The sequence below is a fragment of the Pseudomonas sp. PvP028 genome (genome assembly GCF_017832255.1).
Lineage (GTDB): Bacteria > Pseudomonadota > Gammaproteobacteria > Pseudomonadales > Pseudomonadaceae > Aquipseudomonas > Aquipseudomonas syringae.
Map to the genome: position 1 here is coordinate 1,360,064 of NZ_JAFIBL010000001.1, position 18,410 is coordinate 1,378,473.

18 protein-coding genes are annotated in these 18,410 nt (G+C 61.3%); 11 read left to right on the plus strand and 7 right to left on the minus strand.

What is annotated here, in order from left to right; translation table 11 throughout:
* Nucleotides 1-66: 66 nt before the first annotated feature.
* From trpB to JOE34_RS06110, 3 genes are all read left to right on the plus strand, one after another.
* Complete coding sequence (gene trpB / locus JOE34_RS06100; protein ID WP_003318458.1) at nt 67-1,296, plus strand: tryptophan synthase subunit beta; 1,230 nt, start codon at nt 67-69, stop codon at nt 1,294-1,296.
* Nucleotides 1,293-2,102, plus strand: a complete 810-nt coding sequence (gene trpA, locus JOE34_RS06105) for a tryptophan synthase subunit alpha (protein WP_003318459.1) — start codon at nt 1,293-1,295, stop codon at nt 2,100-2,102. Before trpB ends, trpA begins: the two co-directional genes overlap by 4 nt.
* A gap of 125 nt (nt 2,103-2,227) precedes the next feature.
* Entirely contained in the window at nt 2,228-2,758 is a 531-nt protein-coding gene (locus JOE34_RS06110) for an anti-virulence regulator CigR family protein (protein WP_096113457.1), read from the plus strand.
* Between the two features lie 34 nt (nt 2,759-2,792).
* Here JOE34_RS06110 and JOE34_RS06115 read toward each other — a convergent pair whose 3' ends face one another.
* On the minus strand, nt 2,793-3,617 hold the full coding sequence (locus JOE34_RS06115) for an alpha/beta fold hydrolase (RefSeq protein WP_003318461.1): 825 nt from the start codon (nt 3,615-3,617) through the stop codon (nt 2,793-2,795).
* 144 nt (nt 3,618-3,761) lie between these two features.
* The gene (locus JOE34_RS06120) at nt 3,762-4,712 is read right to left on the minus strand and encodes a LysR family transcriptional regulator (RefSeq protein WP_010423057.1); all 951 of its coding nucleotides are present in this window, start codon (nt 4,710-4,712) and stop codon (nt 3,762-3,764) included.
* A gap of 114 nt (nt 4,713-4,826) precedes the next feature.
* On the opposite strand from JOE34_RS06120, the gene betC reads away from it, so the two are divergent.
* The 4 genes from betC (at nt 4,827) to JOE34_RS06140 (ending at nt 9,418) form a co-directional block, all read left to right on the plus strand.
* Nucleotides 4,827-6,332 carry a choline-sulfatase gene (gene betC, locus JOE34_RS06125; protein WP_010423053.1) on the plus strand — a complete coding sequence of 502 codons (1,506 nt, stop codon included), beginning with the start codon at nt 4,827-4,829 and terminating at the stop codon, nt 6,330-6,332.
* 36 nt (nt 6,333-6,368) lie between these two features.
* Nucleotides 6,369-7,295: a choline ABC transporter substrate-binding protein gene (locus tag JOE34_RS06130; protein ID WP_010423050.1), complete on the plus strand. Its 927-nt coding sequence runs from the start codon at nt 6,369-6,371 to the stop codon at nt 7,293-7,295.
* Nucleotides 7,296-7,460: 165 nt separating this feature from the next.
* Nucleotides 7,461-7,778: a hypothetical protein gene (locus JOE34_RS06135; protein ID WP_003340090.1), complete on the plus strand. Its 318-nt coding sequence runs from the start codon at nt 7,461-7,463 to the stop codon at nt 7,776-7,778.
* Between the two features lie 71 nt (nt 7,779-7,849).
* Complete coding sequence (locus JOE34_RS06140; RefSeq protein WP_046266544.1) at nt 7,850-9,418, plus strand: SulP family inorganic anion transporter; 1,569 nt, start codon at nt 7,850-7,852, stop codon at nt 9,416-9,418.
* Nucleotides 9,419-9,675: 257 nt separating this feature from the next.
* Here the strand turns inward: JOE34_RS06140 and aroE are convergent, their stop codons facing one another.
* Nucleotides 9,676-10,500: a shikimate dehydrogenase gene (gene aroE / locus JOE34_RS06145; protein ID WP_209995294.1), complete on the minus strand. Its 825-nt coding sequence runs from the start codon at nt 10,498-10,500 to the stop codon at nt 9,676-9,678.
* Nucleotides 10,500-11,414 (minus strand): oxygen-dependent coproporphyrinogen oxidase, encoded by a 915-nt coding sequence (gene hemF, locus JOE34_RS06150; protein ID WP_003421541.1) that lies wholly within the window; start codon nt 11,412-11,414, stop codon nt 10,500-10,502. The genes aroE and hemF overlap by 1 nt, the downstream gene beginning before the upstream one ends.
* A 171-nt stretch (nt 11,415-11,585) precedes the next feature.
* On the opposite strand from hemF, the gene JOE34_RS06155 reads away from it, so the two are divergent.
* Nucleotides 11,586-12,560, plus strand: coding sequence for a quinone oxidoreductase (locus JOE34_RS06155; protein ID WP_003318470.1), 975 nt, complete (start codon nt 11,586-11,588; stop codon nt 12,558-12,560).
* A gap of 33 nt (nt 12,561-12,593) precedes the next feature.
* On the opposite strand, the gene JOE34_RS06160 is transcribed toward JOE34_RS06155, so the two are convergent.
* The 3 genes from JOE34_RS06160 to JOE34_RS06170 form a co-directional block, all read right to left on the minus strand.
* Nucleotides 12,594-13,151, minus strand: coding sequence for an L-threonylcarbamoyladenylate synthase (locus JOE34_RS06160; RefSeq protein ID WP_003340101.1), 558 nt, complete (start codon nt 13,149-13,151; stop codon nt 12,594-12,596).
* 38 nt (nt 13,152-13,189) lie between these two features.
* Nucleotides 13,190-14,308: a DNA-processing protein DprA gene (gene dprA, locus JOE34_RS06165; protein WP_096116303.1), complete on the minus strand. Its 1,119-nt coding sequence runs from the start codon at nt 14,306-14,308 to the stop codon at nt 13,190-13,192.
* A gap of 123 nt (nt 14,309-14,431) precedes the next feature.
* Entirely contained in the window at nt 14,432-15,457 is a 1,026-nt protein-coding gene (locus JOE34_RS06170; protein WP_003318473.1) for a LysM domain-containing protein, read from the minus strand.
* A gap of 125 nt (nt 15,458-15,582) precedes the next feature.
* Here JOE34_RS06170 and def point away from each other — a divergent pair, with 125 nt between their 5' ends.
* Genes def through rsmB form a run of 3 tightly spaced genes read left to right on the plus strand, consistent with a single transcriptional unit; the run spans nt 15,583 to nt 18,409 of the window.
* On the plus strand, nt 15,583-16,089 hold the full coding sequence (gene def, locus JOE34_RS06175) for a peptide deformylase (protein ID WP_209995296.1): 507 nt from the start codon (nt 15,583-15,585) through the stop codon (nt 16,087-16,089).
* A 53-nt stretch (nt 16,090-16,142) separates the two neighbouring features.
* On the plus strand, nt 16,143-17,087 hold the full coding sequence (gene fmt / locus JOE34_RS06180; RefSeq protein WP_004403438.1) for a methionyl-tRNA formyltransferase: 945 nt from the start codon (nt 16,143-16,145) through the stop codon (nt 17,085-17,087).
* Nucleotides 17,084-18,409, plus strand: coding sequence for a 16S rRNA (cytosine(967)-C(5))-methyltransferase RsmB (gene rsmB, locus JOE34_RS06185; RefSeq protein WP_209995298.1), 1,326 nt, complete (start codon nt 17,084-17,086; stop codon nt 18,407-18,409). The genes fmt and rsmB overlap by 4 nt, the downstream gene beginning before the upstream one ends.
* Nucleotide 18,410 lies beyond the last annotated feature (1 nt).

Here is an 18,410-nt window from a genome sequence, read left to right on the forward strand (position 1 = left end):
GGTTAAAGTGGACCCATTGCCAATACGGCTCAACCTATTCGCCCAATACTGCAACTGGAGCACTTCATGACCCAGACCAATTTCCGCAGCGGCCCCGACGCCAACGGCCTGTTCGGCTCATTCGGCGGCCGCTACGTGGCTGAAACCCTGATGCCGCTGGTGCTCGACCTCAACCGCGAGTACGAAGCGGCCAAGGTAGATCCGGAATTCATCAAGGAAATGGCCTACTTCCAGCGCGATTACGTGGGCCGTCCGAACCCGCTGTACTTCGCTGAACGCCTGACCGAGTTCTGCGGCGGCGCGAAGATCTACTTCAAGCGCGAAGAGCTCAATCACACCGGCGCGCACAAGATCAACAACTGCATCGGCCAGGTGCTGCTGGCCAAGCGCATGGGCAAAAAACGCCTGATCGCCGAAACTGGCGCCGGCATGCACGGCGTTGCCACGGCAACGGTCGCTGCACGTTTCGGCCTGCCTTGTGTGATCTACATGGGTGCTACCGACATCGAGCGTCAGCAGGCCAACGTGTTCCGCATGAGGCTGCTGGGCGCTGAAATCGTTCCGGTCACTTCCGGCACCGGCACCCTGAAAGATGCGATGAACGAAGCGCTGCGTGACTGGGTGACCAACGTTGAAGACACCTTCTACCTGATCGGCACCGTTGCAGGACCGCACCCTTACCCGGCGATGGTCCGTGATTTCCAGGCCATCATCGGCAAGGAAACCAAAGAGCAGATGCTGGAGAAGGAAGGTCGTCTGCCGGACAGCCTGGTCGCCTGTGTCGGTGGCGGTTCCAACGCCATGGGCCTGTTCCATCCGTTCCTGGATGACGCCAGCGTGGAAATCATCGGTGTTGAAGCGGGCGGTCATGGCGTCAGCACCGACAAGCACGCGGCCAGCCTGAACGGCGGCGTACCGGGCGTGCTGCACGGCAATCGTACCTACCTGCTGCAGGACGGCGACGGTCAGATTACCGATGCGCACTCGATCTCTGCCGGTCTGGACTATCCAGGCATCGGCCCGGAACACGCATTCCTGCACGAAGTGAAGCGCGTCGAGTACGTCAGCATCACCGATGATGAAGCGCTGGACGCTTTCCATCAGTGCTGCCTGCTCGAAGGCATCATCCCGGCGCTGGAAACCGCTCACGCCCTGGCCGAAGCCATGAAGCGCGCGACCAACCTGCGCGATGACCACCTGATGGTCGTGTGCCTGTCCGGGCGCGGTGATAAAGACATGCAAACCGTCATGAACCACATGGCCGCCGCCGAACACACTCAGGAGCAGCTGGTATGAGCCGTCTAGAACATCGTTTCGCCCAGCTTAAAACCGAAGGTCGTGCGGCGCTGGTCACCTTCATCACCGCCGGTGACCCTGGCTACGACACGTCGCTTAAAGTCCTGAAAGGCCTGCCTGCTGCGGGTGCTGACGTGATCGAGCTAGGCATGCCGTTCACCGATCCGATGGCCGACGGTGTGGCGATTCAGCTGGCGACCCTGCGTGCTCTGGACGCTGGCCAGACCTTGCAGAAAACTCTGCAGATGGTCAGCGAGTTCCGTGTCGACGATCAGACTACGCCGATTGTGCTGATGGGTTACTACAACCCCATCCACCGCTTTGGCGTCGAAGCCTTCGTGGCGCAGGCAAAAGAAGCAGGCGTTGACGGTCTGATCATCGTTGACCTGCCACCCGAGCACGACGCCGAGCTGGCGACGCCTGCACAGGCGTCCGGCATCGACTTCATCCGTCTGACCACGCCGACCACCGACGATGCGCGTCTGCCGCGTGTGCTGGAGCGCAGCTCCGGGTTCGTCTACTACGTGTCGGTTGCCGGTGTGACCGGTGCTGGCTCGGCCACCACCGAGCACGTCACTGAGGCCATCGCTCGCTTGCGCCGCCACACCGATCTGCCGATCAGCGTCGGTTTCGGTATCCGCACACCCGAGCAGGCCGCGGCGATTGCGCGTCTGGCTGACGGCGTGGTCGTGGGCTCGGCCTTCGTCGACAAGATCGCCAGCGCCGAGTCGCCGGAGCACGCAATCGACGGCGTACTGACGCTGTGCGCGGCACTGGCCGAGGGCGTACGTAGCGCTCGTCGCTGAGGGTAAAGTTTCTGATACAGAGGAATCAAAGCCTGAGCGGCCGCTCTATGTAGCAAGACATAAGGGGTTCATGACCAACGTCATGAACCCCTTTTTGCTGCATCGCGTGAAGCCGAGGAAGCACCATGAAACTGCCAAACCGTTTTATCACCGGACTGGGTATCTTGATGATCAGCGCCAGTCCGCTGCTGCAAGCTGCACCACCTGATCAGCGCGGTAATGGCCCGGACGACAACCGTGGCGCCCAACAGCCAGGACCGCCGAACGACGGCGGGCCTAACCAGCGCGGCAATGACCGTGGACCGGGCAATGACAATGGCAGGGGTCCCGACAAAGGCCCGGCCAGCCAACCAGGCAGACAGGCGCATCAGGACAACCGCGGCGGCAACCGCCCACCGCAGGATTTCGGCCCGGTACGCGAGACTTTCCAGCAACACCGCGACGTCATCGGCCGGGGCCAGCCACTGCCGCCGGGCGTACACATCGCCAAGGGCCGCCCGTTGCCACCTGGTTACGGCAAGCGCCTGGACAGCCGCTCGCTGCAATACCTGCCACAGTATGACGGCTACGAATGGCGCCGCTTGGGCACCGACGTCGTGCTGATCGCCGTGGGTTCGGGGATTGTGTACGCGATTCTGGATGGCGTGTTGAATTGATGGGGTGCATCCGTCCCTGAAGGCGCGGCTCAGCTCAACCCTGCTTCTGGTTAACCCGCGCCAGGAACGTCATCAGCGCATCCGATACGAACGCGGGATTTTCCAGATTGGCGATATGCCCCGCCTCAGGCACCAGCACGTAAGGGCAGCCGATCAGGTTCGCCATCTCACGCGTTTCCTCAGGCGGGCGCGGAATGTCTGCATCACCACACATCACCAGCGTGGTGTCGGCATTCAGCTGTTCGATCAACCCGAGCCGGTCATCACGACCGAAAATCATCCTTCCCAGCGGTACCACGGACTGACGCAACTGCTCGGCATTCATGCCAGCAAGCGCTGCACGAAACGACGTGTACACAGGCGACTGCGGATCAATGCCGGGACGGAAGAAGATCGGTACGACGATATCCAGCAGCGGCTCAGGAAAGCTCCCGACCTCTTCCAGCTTGTCGAGCAACGAGAAATAGTAGGCTTTCTTGGCCTCGGTCTCTTTGCCCAGATAGGTGTCCATCAGCACCAGCCCGGTGATGCGCTCTGGCGCGAGCAGTGCAGCGATTGCGCCCCACATACCGCCGACCGACAGCCCGACGATGCTGCAACGCTCGATATTCAAATGATCCAGCAGCGCCAGCGCATGCCGCGCCAGGTCATCGAGATTGCGAGTGCCCTCAGGAAACCCGCTGGAATCGCCATGACCCCACAGATCCGGCACGATCACCCGATACTGGCTGGCCAGGGTATCAATCTGCGCACTCCACATCGCCTTGTCCCAGAGATAGCTGTGACCGAGCAATACCACCGGGCCCGTGCCCTGGTCGGAATAGTGAAGTGTCTTACCGTCGATGAGTAGATCCGGCATTTCTGATGATCCTCTATTCTGGTCTTTCAGCATTTGGTTCAATCGCCCATGGCAGGCAGCTCATGAGGTTGAAGCGTATGCGTGACCATTTTGTTGATGTGCGCGCGGTGATGGACCGAGTGGTCACTTTTCAGCGCGGCAATATTACACCGCAATCGACGGCAATGGCCTACCCGCCAGCGAAACCCCGCTCAACGCCTGCTCGCTGGCCAGCCAGTCCACGAACTGCTGAACGATCTGCAGGCGGCGTTTGCGCTGGGGCAGGACCACGTAATAGCCCTGACCGGAAATCGCCGCGCCGGCGATGGGGCGGCAGAGCAGGCCCTGATCGAGCAGGTCGTCGACCAGATGCTTCCAACCGATGGCGATGCCTTGTCCGCCGATGGCCGCCTGGATCAGCAGGGTGTAGTTGTCGAAGCGCAACTGGCCGGGCGCAGGGGCCTGGGGGATGTCCAGGGCGCGGAATACACCCGCCCAGTCGAACCAGTTGTTGATGTTTTCGCCACGCAGGTGCAGGAGTGGAAAGTCGCGCAGCGCATCGTTTGGCAGCGGCGTCTGGCGCCCGGCGAGCAATTGCGGACTGCACACCGGGAAGACCTCTTCGCTGAACAGCCAGTGGCTTTCGCCCTGTTTGAAGCGCCCGTCACCGAACAGCACAGCAACGTCGATGTCGGCGCGTAACATGCTGTGGGTACGCTCGCTGGTGACCAGGCTGACGTCCACGTCCGGGTTAACCTTGTGGAAACGGTGCAAGCGTGGCATCAGCCAGTAGGCGGCGAAGGCGAAGTCGGTCGCCACTTGAAGCACTTCGTGCTGATGGTGTTCGGTGATCGCTATCAATCCGCTGTCGATGGATTGCAGTCCGGCCTGCACATGGCTGAACAGCACTTCACCGGCGTCGGTCAATTCGATGCCACGGTAGATGCGGTCGAACAGGCGTGTAGCGAGTTGCTCTTCGAGGCGCTTGATCTGCTGGCTGACAGCGGGCTGTGTCGTGCCCAGTTCGAGGGCTGCCGCGGTGAAGCTGCGCAAGCGCGCCGCGACCTCAAAGGCACGCAGCAGGTCGAGTGACACATCGCCGAAAGATTCAAACATTAGCTGGGCTTATCCTAGGCATTGCTGTGTATGGGCTTTACCCTGAAACTTATGGACTCCATTCTCATACCCGGCACTTTCGCATAACTTTTCACAATGGGACGCAGCGATTACATGAAGCGCAAAAATATTCTGTTCATCATGGCCGATCAAATGGCCGCGCCAATGTTGCCGTTTTACGCCCGGTCCCCGATTCTGATGCCGAACCTGAGCCGCATGGCTGCCAACGGCGTAGTGTTCGACTCGGCGTATTGCAACAGCCCGCTATGCGCACCGTCGCGCTTTACCCTGGTCAGCGGCCAGTTGCCGAGCAGGATCGGTGCGTACGACAACGCAGCCGACTTCCCGGCCGATATTCCGACTTATGCCCACTACCTGCGTGCGCTGGGTTACAAGACCGCCCTGGCAGGCAAGATGCATTTCTGCGGACCGGATCAACTGCACGGCTACGAAGAACGCCTGACCAGTGACATCTACCCGGCCGATTACGGCTGGTCGGTCAACTGGGACGAGCCGGACGTGCGGCCAAGCTGGTATCACAACATGTCTTCTGTGTTGCAGGCCGGTCCGTGCATTCGCACCAACCAGCTGGACTTCGATGAAGAGGTGCTGTTCAAGTCCCAGCAATACCTTTATGACCATGTGCGCCAGGACGGGGATGCGCCGTTCTGCCTGACCGTTTCCATGACTCACCCTCATGACCCGTACACCATCCCTCTGCCGTTCTGGGACCTGTACGCCGACGACGAAATACCGATGCCCACGCCGCACGCCAATCAGGCCGCGCTGGACCCGCATTCGCAACGGCTGCTCAAGGTCTATGACCTGTGGGACAAGCCCATGCCGACCGACAAGATTCGTGATGCTCGCCGCGCCTACTTCGGTGCGTGCAGCTACATTGACCTCAACGTCGGCAAGCTGATGCAGACGCTCGATGAAGTCGGGTTGGCGGAAGACACCATCGTGGTGTTCTCCGGCGATCACGGCGACATGCTGGGCGAAAAGGGTCTCTGGTACAAAATGCACTGGTTCGAAATGGCCGCGCGCGTACCGCTGGTGGTGTACGCGCCGGGCCAGTTCAAACCGGGAAGGGTCAGTGCGTCGGTGTCGACTGCCGACTTGCTGCCGACCTTCGTTGAAATGGCCAAAGGCAAACTGGACGCCGGTTTGCCATTGGACGGACGCTCGCTGATGCCGCATTTGAAACGCAAGGGCGGACACGATGAGGTCTTCGGCGAGTACATGGCCGAAGGCACCACCAGCCCGCTGATGATGATCCGTCGTGGCGCGTACAAATTTATCTATTCGGAGCAGGACCCGTGCCTGCTGTTCGATGTGAAAAAGGACCCGAAAGAGCAGAAGGACCTGAGCCAGTCACCCGCCCATGAAAAGCTGTTCGCTGAATTCCTGGCCGAAGCTCGGGCCAAGTGGGACATCCCGGCGATACACCAACAGGTGCTCGCCAGCCAGCGCAGAAGGCGCTTCGTCGCCAAATCGCTGGCAACCGGCAAGCTGAAGAGTTGGGATCACCAGCCACTGGTCGACGCCAGTCAGCAGTACATGCGCAACCACATTGATCTGGACGATCTGGAGCGCAAGGCACGTTTTCCGCAACCTTGACCCTGCCCACACCAAAAAAACCAAAGGGGTACATCAATGAAGAAGTTATCCACAGCCGTTGCGGTCGCGGTCATGACCCTCGGCAGCCTTGCAGCGCAGGCAGAGGACGCCAGTTGCAGTACCGTGAAGATGGCCGATCCCGGCTGGAGTGACATTGCGGCCACCAACGCGATTACCAGCGTGGTACTCGAGGGCCTGGGCTACACGCCCAAGGTCGATACCCTGGCCGTGCCGATTGCCTATGGCGGTTTGAAAGACGGCAAGCTCGATGTGTTTCTGGGTAACTGGATGCCGGCGCAGCAGGGCTTTTACGACAAGTTCGTGGCCACCGGTGATGTGACGCAACTGGCGAAAAACCTTGAGGGCACCGAATTCACACTGGCCGTGCCGGATTACGTCTGGGATGCCGGTGTGCATAACTTTGCCGACCTGAACAAGTTCGCTGACAAGTTCGACAAGAAGATCTACGGCATCGGTTCCGGCGCACCTGCCAACCTGTCGTTGCAGGAGATCATCAAGAAGAACGAATTCGATCTGGGCAAATGGAAGCTGGTGGAATCCAGCGAGACCGCGATGCTGGCCGAGGTCAATCGCAACGTGAAGAAAAAGGCCTTTGTGGTGTTCCTCGGCTGGACGCCGCACCCGATGAACGTGCAGATCAAGGGCATGCACTACCTCAAGGGCGGCGAGAAATATTTCGGCGACACCGGCTCGGTCTTCACCCTGACCCGCAAGGGTTATGCTCAAGCCTGCCCGAACGTCGGCAAGCTGCTGACCAATCTGAGCTTCACCCTGGACATGGAAAACAGCATCATGGCCGAGGTGGTCAACAAGAAGGTCAGCAATAGCGCAGCCGCCAAAGCCTGGATCAAGGCCAACCCGGCGGTGCTGGAAAAGTGGCTGGAGGGCGTACAGACCGCTGATGGCAAGGACGGTCTGGCGGCAGTGAAGGCGAAGTTGTAGGCCTCGACACTAAGTAGTGACCCGGCGTCAGGAGTTTCCACTGCGCCGGTTTTTCAGCAATATTAGCGCTCCGAAGCGTCATTCTGGAATAGCAATAAGGAACCAACGAAAGGGGACAAACCACTAGACTGCCGTGCGGCCTGTCCGCTAACTCTGGAGAACAGTATGAAAAGGTCACTTATACCCCTCTCGCTGGCCCTGATTCTGAGCGCATCCTTTGCCTCTGCGGGTAGCTGGCCACCAGAAACCAGCGCCAAAGTGCCTGGAAACGCTCTGGAATATCCGACCAAGCTGGAGGCCGTCAATGTCTCTATGGAAGAGATGCTCAATGCAGGAGCAACGGTCGTTTCTTCGTACGTGGCAGACATTGGTCCGGTGGTGACCCTCAAGAACAAGAAACACTATGTTATCTGCATGCTCAGAGGCGCTGGAACCGGGTCAGACACAAACGTCGCCACCTCGAAATGCTACGCCATGAACTAGCGTTCGCTCACGGCTCCGGGCAGAAACGGTCTGACGTAGTGATGCAGTGACCCATCCAACATGAGGGACCGATGCGCTGGCTCAATCGCCATAAATTTCTACCCTTTCTCGCTTGGCTGCCGCAGCAGAATCGCGTCAGCGTCGGGCGTGATGCGCTGGTGGGCCTGAGTGGCGCCATTCTGGCGCTGCCGCAATCTATCGCTTACGCACTGATCGCCGGGCTGCCGCCTGAGTACGGTCTCTACGCTGCGATTGTTCCAGTCCTCGTGGCCTGTCTGTGGGGATCGTCCTGGCATCTGATCTGTGGGCCGACTGCGGCTATATCCATCGTGCTGTATGCCAGTGTCAGCCCGCTCGCCGTGCCGGCCAGTCAGGACTACATCATGTTGATCCTGCTGCTGACCTTCATCGCCGGTGTGTTTCAGCTGTTGCTGGGGATGATGCGCTTCGGTGCGCTGGTGAATTTCGTTTCGCATTCGGTGGTGCTGGGTTTCACGCTGGGCGCTGCGGTGGTGATTGCGCTCGGGCAGATGCCCAATCTGTTGGGCATCGATCTGCCGAGTCAGACCACCGCCCTCAAAAGCCTGACCGCCTTGCTCGAGCATTGGCGTGAAGTGGATCTGTCTTCGCTGATGCTCGGTCTGTTGACCCTGGCATTGGGCATCGGACTCAAGCTTCTGGTGCCTCGCTGGCCGACGCTATTGATCGCACTGGTATCGAGCAGCCTGCTGGTGTGGCTGTGGCCAGCGATGTTCGGCCATGTCCGTGTGGTCAGCGCCTTCGTCGGCCATCTGCCGCCCTTCAGCCCGTTGCCGCTGGACCTCGAACTGATCCTCAAGCTGCTGCCGACCGCCGTGGCGGTGGGCATGCTCGGGCTGGTCAACAGCCTGTCGATTGCCCGCTCGCTGTCGGCTCGTTCGCAGCAGATGCTCAATGCCAATCAGGAGGTGCGTGCCCAGGGGCTGTCGAACATGGTCGGCTCGCTGTTCTCCGGCTACCTGTCAGCCGGGTCTTTTACCCGTGCGGCATTGAGTTACGAGGCAGGTGCGCGCTCGCCGTTGGCGGGAGTGTTTTCTGCGTTGTGGGTGGCGTTGTTCGCGGTCGCCGGCGCCTCGTTGATATCGCACATTCCGATCCCGGCCATGGCCGCCTCAATTCTGCTGATCTGTTGGGGGCTGGTGGATCGTCGAGGCATTCGTGCGCTGTTCCGCGTCAGCCGCGCCGAGTTTTTCGTGATGGCGCTGACCTGTCTGGCCACCTTGTTGCTGGAGCTGCAAACCGCGATCTACGCCGGTGTACTGGCCTCGCTGTTCTTCTACCTCAAGCGCACCTCGCAACCGCGCGTCCAGCAATGGCGCGAGGGCGACGAGGAGGTCCTGCGGGTCGGCGGATCGATCTTCTTCGGCGCCAGTCACTACCTGCAAACCCGCCTGCAACGTACCGAAGGTGTGCGAGTGGTGATCGATGCGCAGCAGATCAACTTCATCGATTACTCAGGCGTGGAGATGCTTCATCAGGAAGCCAGACGACTGGGCCGGCAGGGCAGAGTGCTGGTTCTGCGCAATGCCAGACCGCAGGTGATCGAGGAATTGCACAAGCTGGAAGGGCCGGAGAACTGCCCGATTCTGTTTGAGGATTGAGCTGTAACTCATCGTCGCGACGCTCTGCGTTCTACAAAGGTCCCGATAAGCCCGTAGATTTGGCTTCTGCCCGGAGGGCGTGGGAGCGAACTTGTTCGCGAAAGGGCAGCTATAATCGCCGAAAATACATCATCTGAAATACCGCCTTCGCGAACAAGCGAAGCGTCGCCCGGTTGCCTTCCACGGCCTTTGGCCAGAATCAAAAGCGGACTTGTGTATAACTCGGAGCATTGGCACGATAGTCCGCAGATAGCCGATTAACCCGCAGCCAGCAATCTGCGCAACTCCGCCAGCACCGGAGTCGACTCCGGACGCACACCGCGCCACAACAGGAAGGCTTCTGCCGCCTGCTCGACCAGCATCCCCAGGCCATCAACCGACTGCGCCGCACCCTGTTCTGTGGCCCAGCGGCAGAAGGCGGTGGGCGCTTTGCTGTACATCATGTCGTAGCAAAAGGTCGCACCAGGCTGGATCAGGCTCGGGGAGATGGGCGGCAGCTCCCCGGCCAGGCTGGCCGAGGTGGCATTGATGATCACGTCCACCGACTCTTCAAGCCAGTCGAAGCTGCTGGCGAATACCGGCCCGAGGTCGGCAAACTCCTGCGCCAGTCGCTCGGCTTTTTCGACCGTACGATTGGCGATCACCAGTACGGCGGGCTTTTCTGCCAGCAGCGGTTCCAGCGCGCCACGCACCGCACCGCCCGCGCCCAGCAACAACACGCGCTGACCGCGCAAGCTGCGTGCGCAATTGACCGTCAGGTCGCGCACCAGCCCGGCACCGTCGGTGTTATCGCCCAGCAGAGTTCCGTCGTCGAGCTTGCTCAGGGTGTTGACCGCCCCGGCGCGCTGCGCACGTTGGGTCAGGCTGTCGGCGAGGCGCCAGGCTTCTTCCTTGAACGGCACGGTGACGTTGGCGCCACGCCCGATCAGGAAAAACGCCTGGGCGAACGCCGTGAAATCGTCCAGCGGTGCCAGCGCGGTCTGGTAATTCAGTGCCTGACCGGTTTGCTCGGCAAACAGGCGATGAATCAACGGCGACTTGCTGTGGCCGATGGGATTACCGAAGACGACGTACTGGTCCATCAGTTTTCCGCCAGCCAGTCGCGATCGGTCAGAAAATACTCGGTCAGGCGCGCCTCTTCGCTGCCCGGCGCGGCCTTCCAGTCATAACCCCAGCGCACTTGCGGCGGCAGCGACATGAGGATCGATTCGGTACGCCCACCCGATTGCAGACCGAACAACGTGCCGCGGTCATACACCAGGTTGAACTCGACGTAGCGACCGCGACGGAATTCCTGAAACTCACGCTGCTGCACCGTATAGGCCGCAGCCTTGCGGCGGCGCACGATTGGCAGGTAGGCATTGATGAATGCATCGCCGATGGCACGGATGAATGCGAAGCTGGTGTCGAAATCCCACTGGTTCACGTCATCGAAAAACAGACCACCGATGCCGCGCGGTTCATCGCGATGCTTGAGGTGGAAGTAGCTGTCGCACCACGCCTTGTAACGCGGGTAAACGTCATCGCCGAAGGGCGCGCAGGCGCGCTCGGCAACCCGGTGCCAGTGCACGCAGTCTTCCTCGACGCCGTAATAGGGCGTCAGGTCGAAACCGCCACCGAACCACCAGACGGCCTCTTCACCTTCTTTCTCGGCAATGAAGAAGCGCACGTTGGCGTGGGACGTCGGCACGTGCGGGTTATGCGGATGGATCACCAGCGAAACGCCCAGCGCCTCGAAACCACGCCCGGCCAGTTCAGGCCGATGAGCGCTGGCAGACGGCGGCAGATTGCTGCCGAAAACATGGGAAAAGTTAACACCGCCTTTCTCGATGACCGTGCCATTCTCGATCACCCGCGTGCGACCACCGCCGCCCGCCGGACGCGTCCAGGCATCTTCCATGAAGTGTGCGCTGCCATCTTCCTGTTCAAGCGCAGTGCAGATACGGTCTTGCAGGTCGAGCAGGTAGGCTTTTACGGCCTCGGTACGGGTACTCATGAGGATCCCTTACGGCTGACGTCAAACGGCTGAGCCCCCGCAGCAAAAGAGGCGCAGGCAAATTGGCGCGTAGCATACCATCGGCGACGCGGGCTGGCAGTTGACGAAGGTCCGGGGAAGGAGTCCGATGGGGGCTTTCGCAGCTTGTTTTAACCATCAAGGAGAGAGCACATGGCAAAGCGTATCCAGTTCAGCGCTGTCGGAGGACCCGAGGTTCTTGAATATGTCGATTTCGAGCCGGAGGCTCCGGGGCCGCAGGCGGTGGTTGTGCGTAACAAGGCCATCGGCCTGAATTTCATCGATACCTATTACCGCAGCGGGCTGTATCCGACGCCGCTGCCTTCCGGCCTCGGTGCCGAAGGGGCGGGGGTGGTCGAGGCGGTGGGGGCCGAGGTGACGCGCTTCAAGGTCGGTGATCGTGTCGCCTACGGCACCGGGCCGCTGGGGGCGTACAGCGAAGTGCACGTGCTGCCTGAAGCGAATCTGGTGAAGCTGGCTGACTCGATCAGCTTCGAGCAGGCCGCAGCCCTGATGCTCAAGGGCCTGACGGTGCAGTATCTGCTGCGTCAGACGTATCAGGTAAAGCCGGGCGAGATCATTCTGTTTCACGCCGCTGCGGGCGGCGTGGGCTCGCTGGCCTGCCAATGGGTCAAGGCGCTGGGCGCCAAAATGATCGGTACGGTCAGTTCGCCGGAGAAGGCCGCGCACGCCAAGGCGCTGGGTGCCTGGGAAACCATCGATTACAGCCACGAAGATGTCGCCAAGCGCGTGCTGGAACTGACCGACGGCAAGAAATGCCCGGTGGTCTACGACGGGGTGGGCCAAGACACCTGGCTGACGTCACTCGACTGCGTGGCGCCACGCGGGCTGGTAGTGAGCTTCGGCAATGCGTCCGGGCCGGTCTCGGGCGTGAATCTCGGGATTCTGGCGCAAAAGGGTTCGGTGTATGTCACCCGCCCGACGCTGGGCTCTTACGCCAACAATGCGCAGAACCTGCAGGCAATGGCTGACGAGCTGTTCGACATGCTCGCCAGCGGCAAGCTAAAGGTCGATGGCATTCAGCAGTACGCCCTGAAGGACGCCGCCAAGGCGCAGACCGAGCTGTCGGCCCGGCGCACCACTGGCTCGACCATTCTGATCCCTTGATCTACCACTGAACCCGCGCTGTGTGCGTCAGCATCAGCCGGCGCGCACGATCTGCGCGGTTGCGATATCGCGTATCACGCTGGGGTTCCGACGCCCGCCCAGGCTGCCGCCGAGAACCCCGTCGATCTGCCCGCGGAAATACTGCTCGACGCGCAATCTCGAACGCGCGGCAGGGCGACCCGCCGGGTTGGCGGAGGTGGAGATCAACGGACCGACCAGTGCGCACAGTTCACGCACGGTAGGGTGATCGGTAACGCGCAGCGCCACGGTTTCGTGAATACCGGTGATCCATTCGGGCAGCAGGTTCTGATGCGGTACCAGCCAGGTGTTGGGCCCAGGCCAGGTGCTGGCCATGCGGTCAAGCCACAGCTCAGGGAAGTCTTCGAACAGGAAGTCGAACTGACGAATGTTGTCGGCAATCAGGATCAGGCCTTTTTCCACCGGCCGTGACTTGATCGCCAGCAGACGATAGACCGCTTCTTCATCCCACGGATCGCACCCCAGCCCCCAGACTGCCTCGGTCGGGTAAGCAATCACCGCACCGGCTCGAATATCCTGAGCGGCTTGTTGCACTCGCCAACTGCTGACCATTGTTTGTCTCTCCACTGAATCCTGGGGGCAGTTTAACCTCAGGGCGCTCTGGCGAACCATCGTCCTGCTTCACAGCTTATGCGTCCATCCAGTTCCAGCTCGGTCAGGCCTGCCAATACCTTGGGCAACGGCCAGCCGCATGACACCGACAGCCCCTCGCTGGTGTGCGGTGCGGCGTGCAGCAGCGCCAACAGCGGATGATCGCAAGGGCCAGGCTTCGCCGGCGTGACGGGATCGACGCTGGGCGCAACACGTTTCCAGTGCTGCAAGCCTTCAAGAATGTGCTCGACGGTCTCGACCAGTGTCGCGCCGTCACGTATCAACTGATGACAGCCCTTGGCGCCAGGGTGATGAATCGAGCCGGGTATGGCATACACCTCCCGTCCATGCTCGGCGGCCAGTCGCGCGGTAATCAACGAGCCGCTGGCGACACTGGCCTCGACCACCAGTATGCCAAGCGACAGGCCGCTGATGATTCGGTTACGTCGCGGGAAGTTGCTGGCCTGCGGTCCGGCGTCCAGCGGGAACTCGGAAATCACTGCGCCGCCCTGGGCGGCCATCTGCGCTGCGAGCGCGCGATGCTGCTGTGGATAAAGTTTTTCGAGCCCGGTGCCAAGCACGCCGATTGTAAGCCCCCCAACATCCAATGCGCCCTGATGCGCGGCGCCGTCGATACCCCGCGCCAAGCCACTGGTGATCACAAAACCAGCAGCCGCCAGGCTGCGCGCAAAAGCGCTGGCGGTGTCCAGCCCGGGCCGGGAGGCGCGACGACTGCCGACCATACCCAACTGCGGACGCTCAAGAATCGAAGGGTCGCCGGCAATGAAGATCAGCGGCGGTGGATCAGCGATCTGCGCCAGCAATGCGGGGTAGCCAGGGTCGTCCCACATCAGCAAATGCTGGCCCGGACGCTCCAGCCAGGCCAGTGCGGCACTGGCGCCATCACGTACTAATGGATCACGACGCGCCTCGGCACAGGCACCAGGAATGCCCAGCGCACGCCATGCGCTGGCCGGCGCACTGAGCGCCGACGAGGCCGAACCGAAGGCTTCGATCAGTCTGGAAAAGCGTTTCGGCCCTATCTCAGGCAGGCGGTGGATGCGCAAACGCGCTTCCAGCTCTGCGGGCGAAGATGAGGTATTTTCGAACAATGGCATGAGATCGTCCCTGATCCATCGTGCATCCCGAATGATGCACAAACCTGTGGATAACTCTGTTGACAACAATTTGATAAGTGTCTGGTTCGTCACACAAATCCGTGTCAGATCTGAAACATGCGTCTACGGGTTGCGAACCTTGTCCATGATGGCCAAAGATCGGTTGGCTTGCAGGACCAAGGCGTAACTAAGCTTGTCGTAAGTACGGAAAACCATCAGCAGGCCGGCCCGTTCGTCGGGGATTTTTACCAGCTCTCCGGTGATTCGGTCGCGCACAGTCTCGCTGGTCTTGTAGATCGCCAGCACGTTGCCCTCGGTCAGGCCGTCGCGTTTGCCCTTGTCGAGCGTGACCACATCCAGCACGCTGACCTGGGTGACGCCGCGTGGCACATCCAGAATCAAACCGTCTATCGGCGCCTGCGGAGCGCTGGGCAGGAACGTCGAGCTGATGGCGCGCTCTTCGCTGCTTAACAAGCGGTCGCCCAGACGCACTTCCTGCGTGGAGCGCTGCAGAATCAGGGTCGAGACGTCACCCTCGGTGGCGACCACCTCGGCGCTGCCGACGTCATCGGCGTTGATGCCCAGCACTTCCTGGGTCTTGGGATCGATGTAGGTCTTGCCCTGACGGAAGATGCCATAGACGCTGTGCGACGGGTCAAGCGCGCCTCGTGCGTAGGCACGATCACCGTTGCCACTGAGCACGCGCTCGGCATTGCCGGCGACGATGTAGGGGGCTTTTTCGAACTGCTCGGCGTTGTCGACAATCCGATTGCTGATCAGGAATGAGTTGATCGCACCCAGCGGAATGCTCGGAATGGCCTCGACCATCGGCGTACTGCGCACACGCGGTGACAATTTGATGGTGCCACGCGATTCGCCGCGATTGAGCGTCACACGCGGCTGACCATCGACCCAGATCAGCGCGAGCGTGTCACCGGGGTAGATCAGGTCGGGGTCGTGGACTTGCGGATTGGCCCGCCAGATCTCGCGCCATTTCCACGGTTCACGCAAGAATTTTCCGGAAATGTCCCAGAGTGTGTCCCCGGCGACAACGGTGTAGCTCTGCGGATAGCCTTCCCTGAGTTGCACTTGCGCCTGCGCAAGACCGCTGGCGGTCAGCAGCAGCAGGGCGAGTAGTGATTTCCTCATGCGGTGAATCCCTTTATCATGTTGCCTCACGCGAACCCTAGAGTCCTGTCCTGGGCTGCCTGCCTTGAACTCCCGGGCCCGGCACCCAACATTGACTTTACCTTAACAGTGCAGCTCTTACGTATATGGCCATTCTAAACATCCTCGAATTTCCCGATTCGCGCCTGCGCACCATCGCCAAACCTGTGGCGATGGTAGACGAAGGCATTCGCCAGTTGGTCGACGACATGTTTGAAACCATGTACGAAGCGCCAGGTATCGGCCTGGCCGCGACTCAGGTCAACGTCCACAAGCGCGTAGTCGTCATGGACCTGAGCGAAGACCGCAGCGAACCGATGGTCCTCATCAATCCTGAAATCGAAAAACTGACCGATGAAATGGGTCAGTATCAGGAAGGCTGCCTGTCGGTTCCCGGTTTCTACGAGAACGTCGACCGCCCGCAAAAGGTCCGCGTCAAGGCACTGGACCGTGACGGCAAGCCTTACGAACTGGTCGCCGAGGGCCTGCTCGCCATCTGTATCCAGCATGAATGCGATCACCTGAACGGCAAGCTGTTCGTCGATTACCTTTCCAACCTCAAGCGTGACCGGATCAAGAAGAAGCTCGAAAAGCAGCACAAGCTCAACGCCTGATCCGTCGTTACCCCAAAAGGCCTGAACAGGCCTTTTTTTATAATGAGAACTCCATGACTGAGCCACTGCGCATCGTCTTCGCCGGCACCCCGGAATTCGCCGCCGAACACCTCAAGGCCCTGCTCGACAGCCCTCACCAGATCGTCGCCGTGTACACCCAGCCCGATCGCCCGGCCGGTCGTGGACAAAAGCTGATGCCCAGCCCGGTCAAGCAATTGGCGCTGCAACACGACGTACCGGTCATGCAGCCGCCCACACTGCGCGATCCTGCTGCGCAGGCTGAACTGGCAGCCCTGCAACCGGATTTGATGGTGGTCGTCGCCTACGGCCTGATCCTGCCGCAAGTGGTGCTGGATATTCCGCGCCTGGGTTGCATCAACAGCCATGCGTCGCTGCTGCCGCGCTGGCGCGGTGCGGCGCCGATTCAGCGTGCGGTGCAGGCCGGTGATGCAGAGAGCGGCGTGACCGTGATGCGCATGGAAGCGGGCCTGGACACCGGGCCGATGCTGCTCAAGGCCGTCACCCCGATTACCGCGCAGGACACGGGCGGCACGCTGCATGATCGCCTGGCCGAACTCGGTCCGCCTGCTGTGTTGCAGGCCATTGCCGGTCTGGCGGACGGTTCGCTGGTCGGCGAGGTTCAGGATGACAGCCTGGCCAACTACGCCCACAAACTGAACAAGGACGAAGCGCGTCTGGACTGGACACGTCCGGCTGATGAGCTAGAGCGTCTGGTCCGCGCCTTCAACCCCTGGCCGATCTGCCACAGCACGCTGAACGAAGAAACCCTGAAAGTCCTGGCCGCCGATCTGGCCGAAGGGCAGGGCGCGCCGGGGACGATTCTTGGCGCCAGCAAGGATGGCCTGATCGTCGCCTGCGGGCAGAACGCGCTGCGCCTGACCCGACTGCAATTGCCGGGCGGCAAGCCGCTGAACTTCACGGATCTGTTCAACAGCCGCCGCGAGAAATTTGCCATCGGCACGGTGCTGGGCCAATGAACCCGCGTCTGGCCGCCGCCAAGGCACTGGCTGCCGTGCTCAGCGGCAAGGCTTCGCTGAACAGCTCGTTGCCGACTCAACTGGACAAGGTAGAGGTGCGAGATCGTGGCCTGACTCAGGACCTGGCGTTCGGCAGCGCGCGCTGGCAGCCACGCCTGTCGGCACTGGCGGCCAAACTGCTGCAAAAGCCCTTCAAAGCCGCCGACGCCGACGTTGAAGCCTTGTTGCTGGTCGGCCTTTATCAGCTGTTCTACAGCCGCATTCCGGCCCACGCTGCCATCGGTGAAACCGTGGGTTGCGCCGACAAGTTGAAAAAGCCCTGGGCCAAAGGCTTGCTTAACGCCGTGCTGCGCAATGCGCAACGTGATGGCGAGGCGCTGCTGATCGAACTGGAACACGACCCGGTGGTGCGTACGGCCCACCCGCGCTGGCTGCAGAAAGCCCTGAAAGCCGCTTGGCCGGAACAGTGGGAAGCCATCTGCGCGGCCAACAATGCGCACCCGCCGATGATCTTGCGCGTCAACCGACGCCATAACCGTCGCGGTCAATACCTCGAACTGCTCAACACTGCCGGCCTGCAAGCCAGCGCGTGCACCTTCAGTCAGGACGGCATCGTCCTCGCCGAGCCGTGCGATGTGCGCTCGCTGCCCGGTTTTGCCGAAGGCTGGATCAGCGTGCAGGACGAAGCCGCGCAACTGGCCGCAGACCTGCTGGAGCTGGCCCCCGGGCAACGAGTACTCGATGCCTGCTGCGCACCGGGCGGCAAGACCTGCCATTTGCTGGAAGTGCAGCCGCAACTGAGCGGCGTGGTGGCGGTGGATCTGGAAGCCAAGCGTCTGGTGCGCGTGCGTGAAAACCTCGATCGCCTGGGTCTGGATGCCGAGCTGATTGCAGCCGATGCACGCGAGACAGCGCAGTGGTGGGACGGCAAACCGTTCCAGCGCATCCTGCTCGACGCACCGTGCTCGGCGACCGGCGTGATTCGTCGGCACCCAGACATCAAACTGACTCGCCAGGCAGACGACATCGCCGCGCTGGCGACGTTGCAGGGCGAGCTGCTCGACGCGTTGTGGCCTACGCTGCAGGTAGGCGGCATGCTGGTGTACGCGACCTGCTCGACACTGCCGACCGAAAACACCGACGTCATCGAGGCGTTTCTGGCGCGCACCTCCGGGGCCAGAGAGCTGGACATCGCCGGGCAGGCCGGACAGCCGCCCGCGGGTATCAAGCAAGCCCATGGTCGCCAGCTGCTGGCCCAGCAAGGCGGCCACGACGGTTTCTACTACGCCAAACTGATCAAGATCGCGGCGGTGCGGGAGTAAG

Excerpts from the sequence above, each read along its gene's own strand:
- dprA (WP_096116303.1), bottom strand. The coding sequence starts at position 14,308 with ATGCCATTGTTCGAAAATACCTCATCTTCGCCCGCAGAGCTGGAAGCG.
- JOE34_RS06135 (WP_003340090.1), top strand. The coding sequence starts at position 7,461 with ATGAAAAGGTCACTTATACCCCTCTCGCTGGCCCTGATTCTGAGCGCA.
- aroE (WP_209995294.1), bottom strand. The coding sequence starts at position 10,500 with ATGGACCAGTACGTCGTCTTCGGTAATCCCATCGGCCACAGCAAGTCG.
- betC (WP_010423053.1), top strand. The coding sequence starts at position 4,827 with ATGAAGCGCAAAAATATTCTGTTCATCATGGCCGATCAAATGGCCGCG.
- hemF (WP_003421541.1), bottom strand. The coding sequence starts at position 11,414 with ATGAGTACCCGTACCGAGGCCGTAAAAGCCTACCTGCTCGACCTGCAA.
- JOE34_RS06160 (WP_003340101.1), bottom strand. The coding sequence starts at position 13,151 with ATGGTCAGCAGTTGGCGAGTGCAACAAGCCGCTCAGGATATTCGAGCC.
- JOE34_RS06130 (WP_010423050.1), top strand. The coding sequence starts at position 6,369 with ATGAAGAAGTTATCCACAGCCGTTGCGGTCGCGGTCATGACCCTCGGC.
- trpB (WP_003318458.1), top strand. The coding sequence starts at position 67 with ATGACCCAGACCAATTTCCGCAGCGGCCCCGACGCCAACGGCCTGTTC.
- JOE34_RS06120 (WP_010423057.1), bottom strand. The coding sequence starts at position 4,712 with ATGTTTGAATCTTTCGGCGATGTGTCACTCGACCTGCTGCGTGCCTTT.
- JOE34_RS06170 (WP_003318473.1), bottom strand. The coding sequence starts at position 15,457 with ATGAGGAAATCACTACTCGCCCTGCTGCTGCTGACCGCCAGCGGTCTT.
- JOE34_RS06140 (WP_046266544.1), top strand. The coding sequence starts at position 7,850 with ATGCGCTGGCTCAATCGCCATAAATTTCTACCCTTTCTCGCTTGGCTG.
- def (WP_209995296.1), top strand. The coding sequence starts at position 15,583 with ATGGCCATTCTAAACATCCTCGAATTTCCCGATTCGCGCCTGCGCACC.
- fmt (WP_004403438.1), top strand. The coding sequence starts at position 16,143 with ATGACTGAGCCACTGCGCATCGTCTTCGCCGGCACCCCGGAATTCGCC.
- JOE34_RS06110 (WP_096113457.1), top strand. The coding sequence starts at position 2,228 with ATGAAACTGCCAAACCGTTTTATCACCGGACTGGGTATCTTGATGATC.
- JOE34_RS06115 (WP_003318461.1), bottom strand. The coding sequence starts at position 3,617 with ATGCCGGATCTACTCATCGACGGTAAGACACTTCACTATTCCGACCAG.
- rsmB (WP_209995298.1), top strand. The coding sequence starts at position 17,084 with ATGAACCCGCGTCTGGCCGCCGCCAAGGCACTGGCTGCCGTGCTCAGC.
- trpA (WP_003318459.1), top strand. The coding sequence starts at position 1,293 with ATGAGCCGTCTAGAACATCGTTTCGCCCAGCTTAAAACCGAAGGTCGT.
- JOE34_RS06155 (WP_003318470.1), top strand. The coding sequence starts at position 11,586 with ATGGCAAAGCGTATCCAGTTCAGCGCTGTCGGAGGACCCGAGGTTCTT.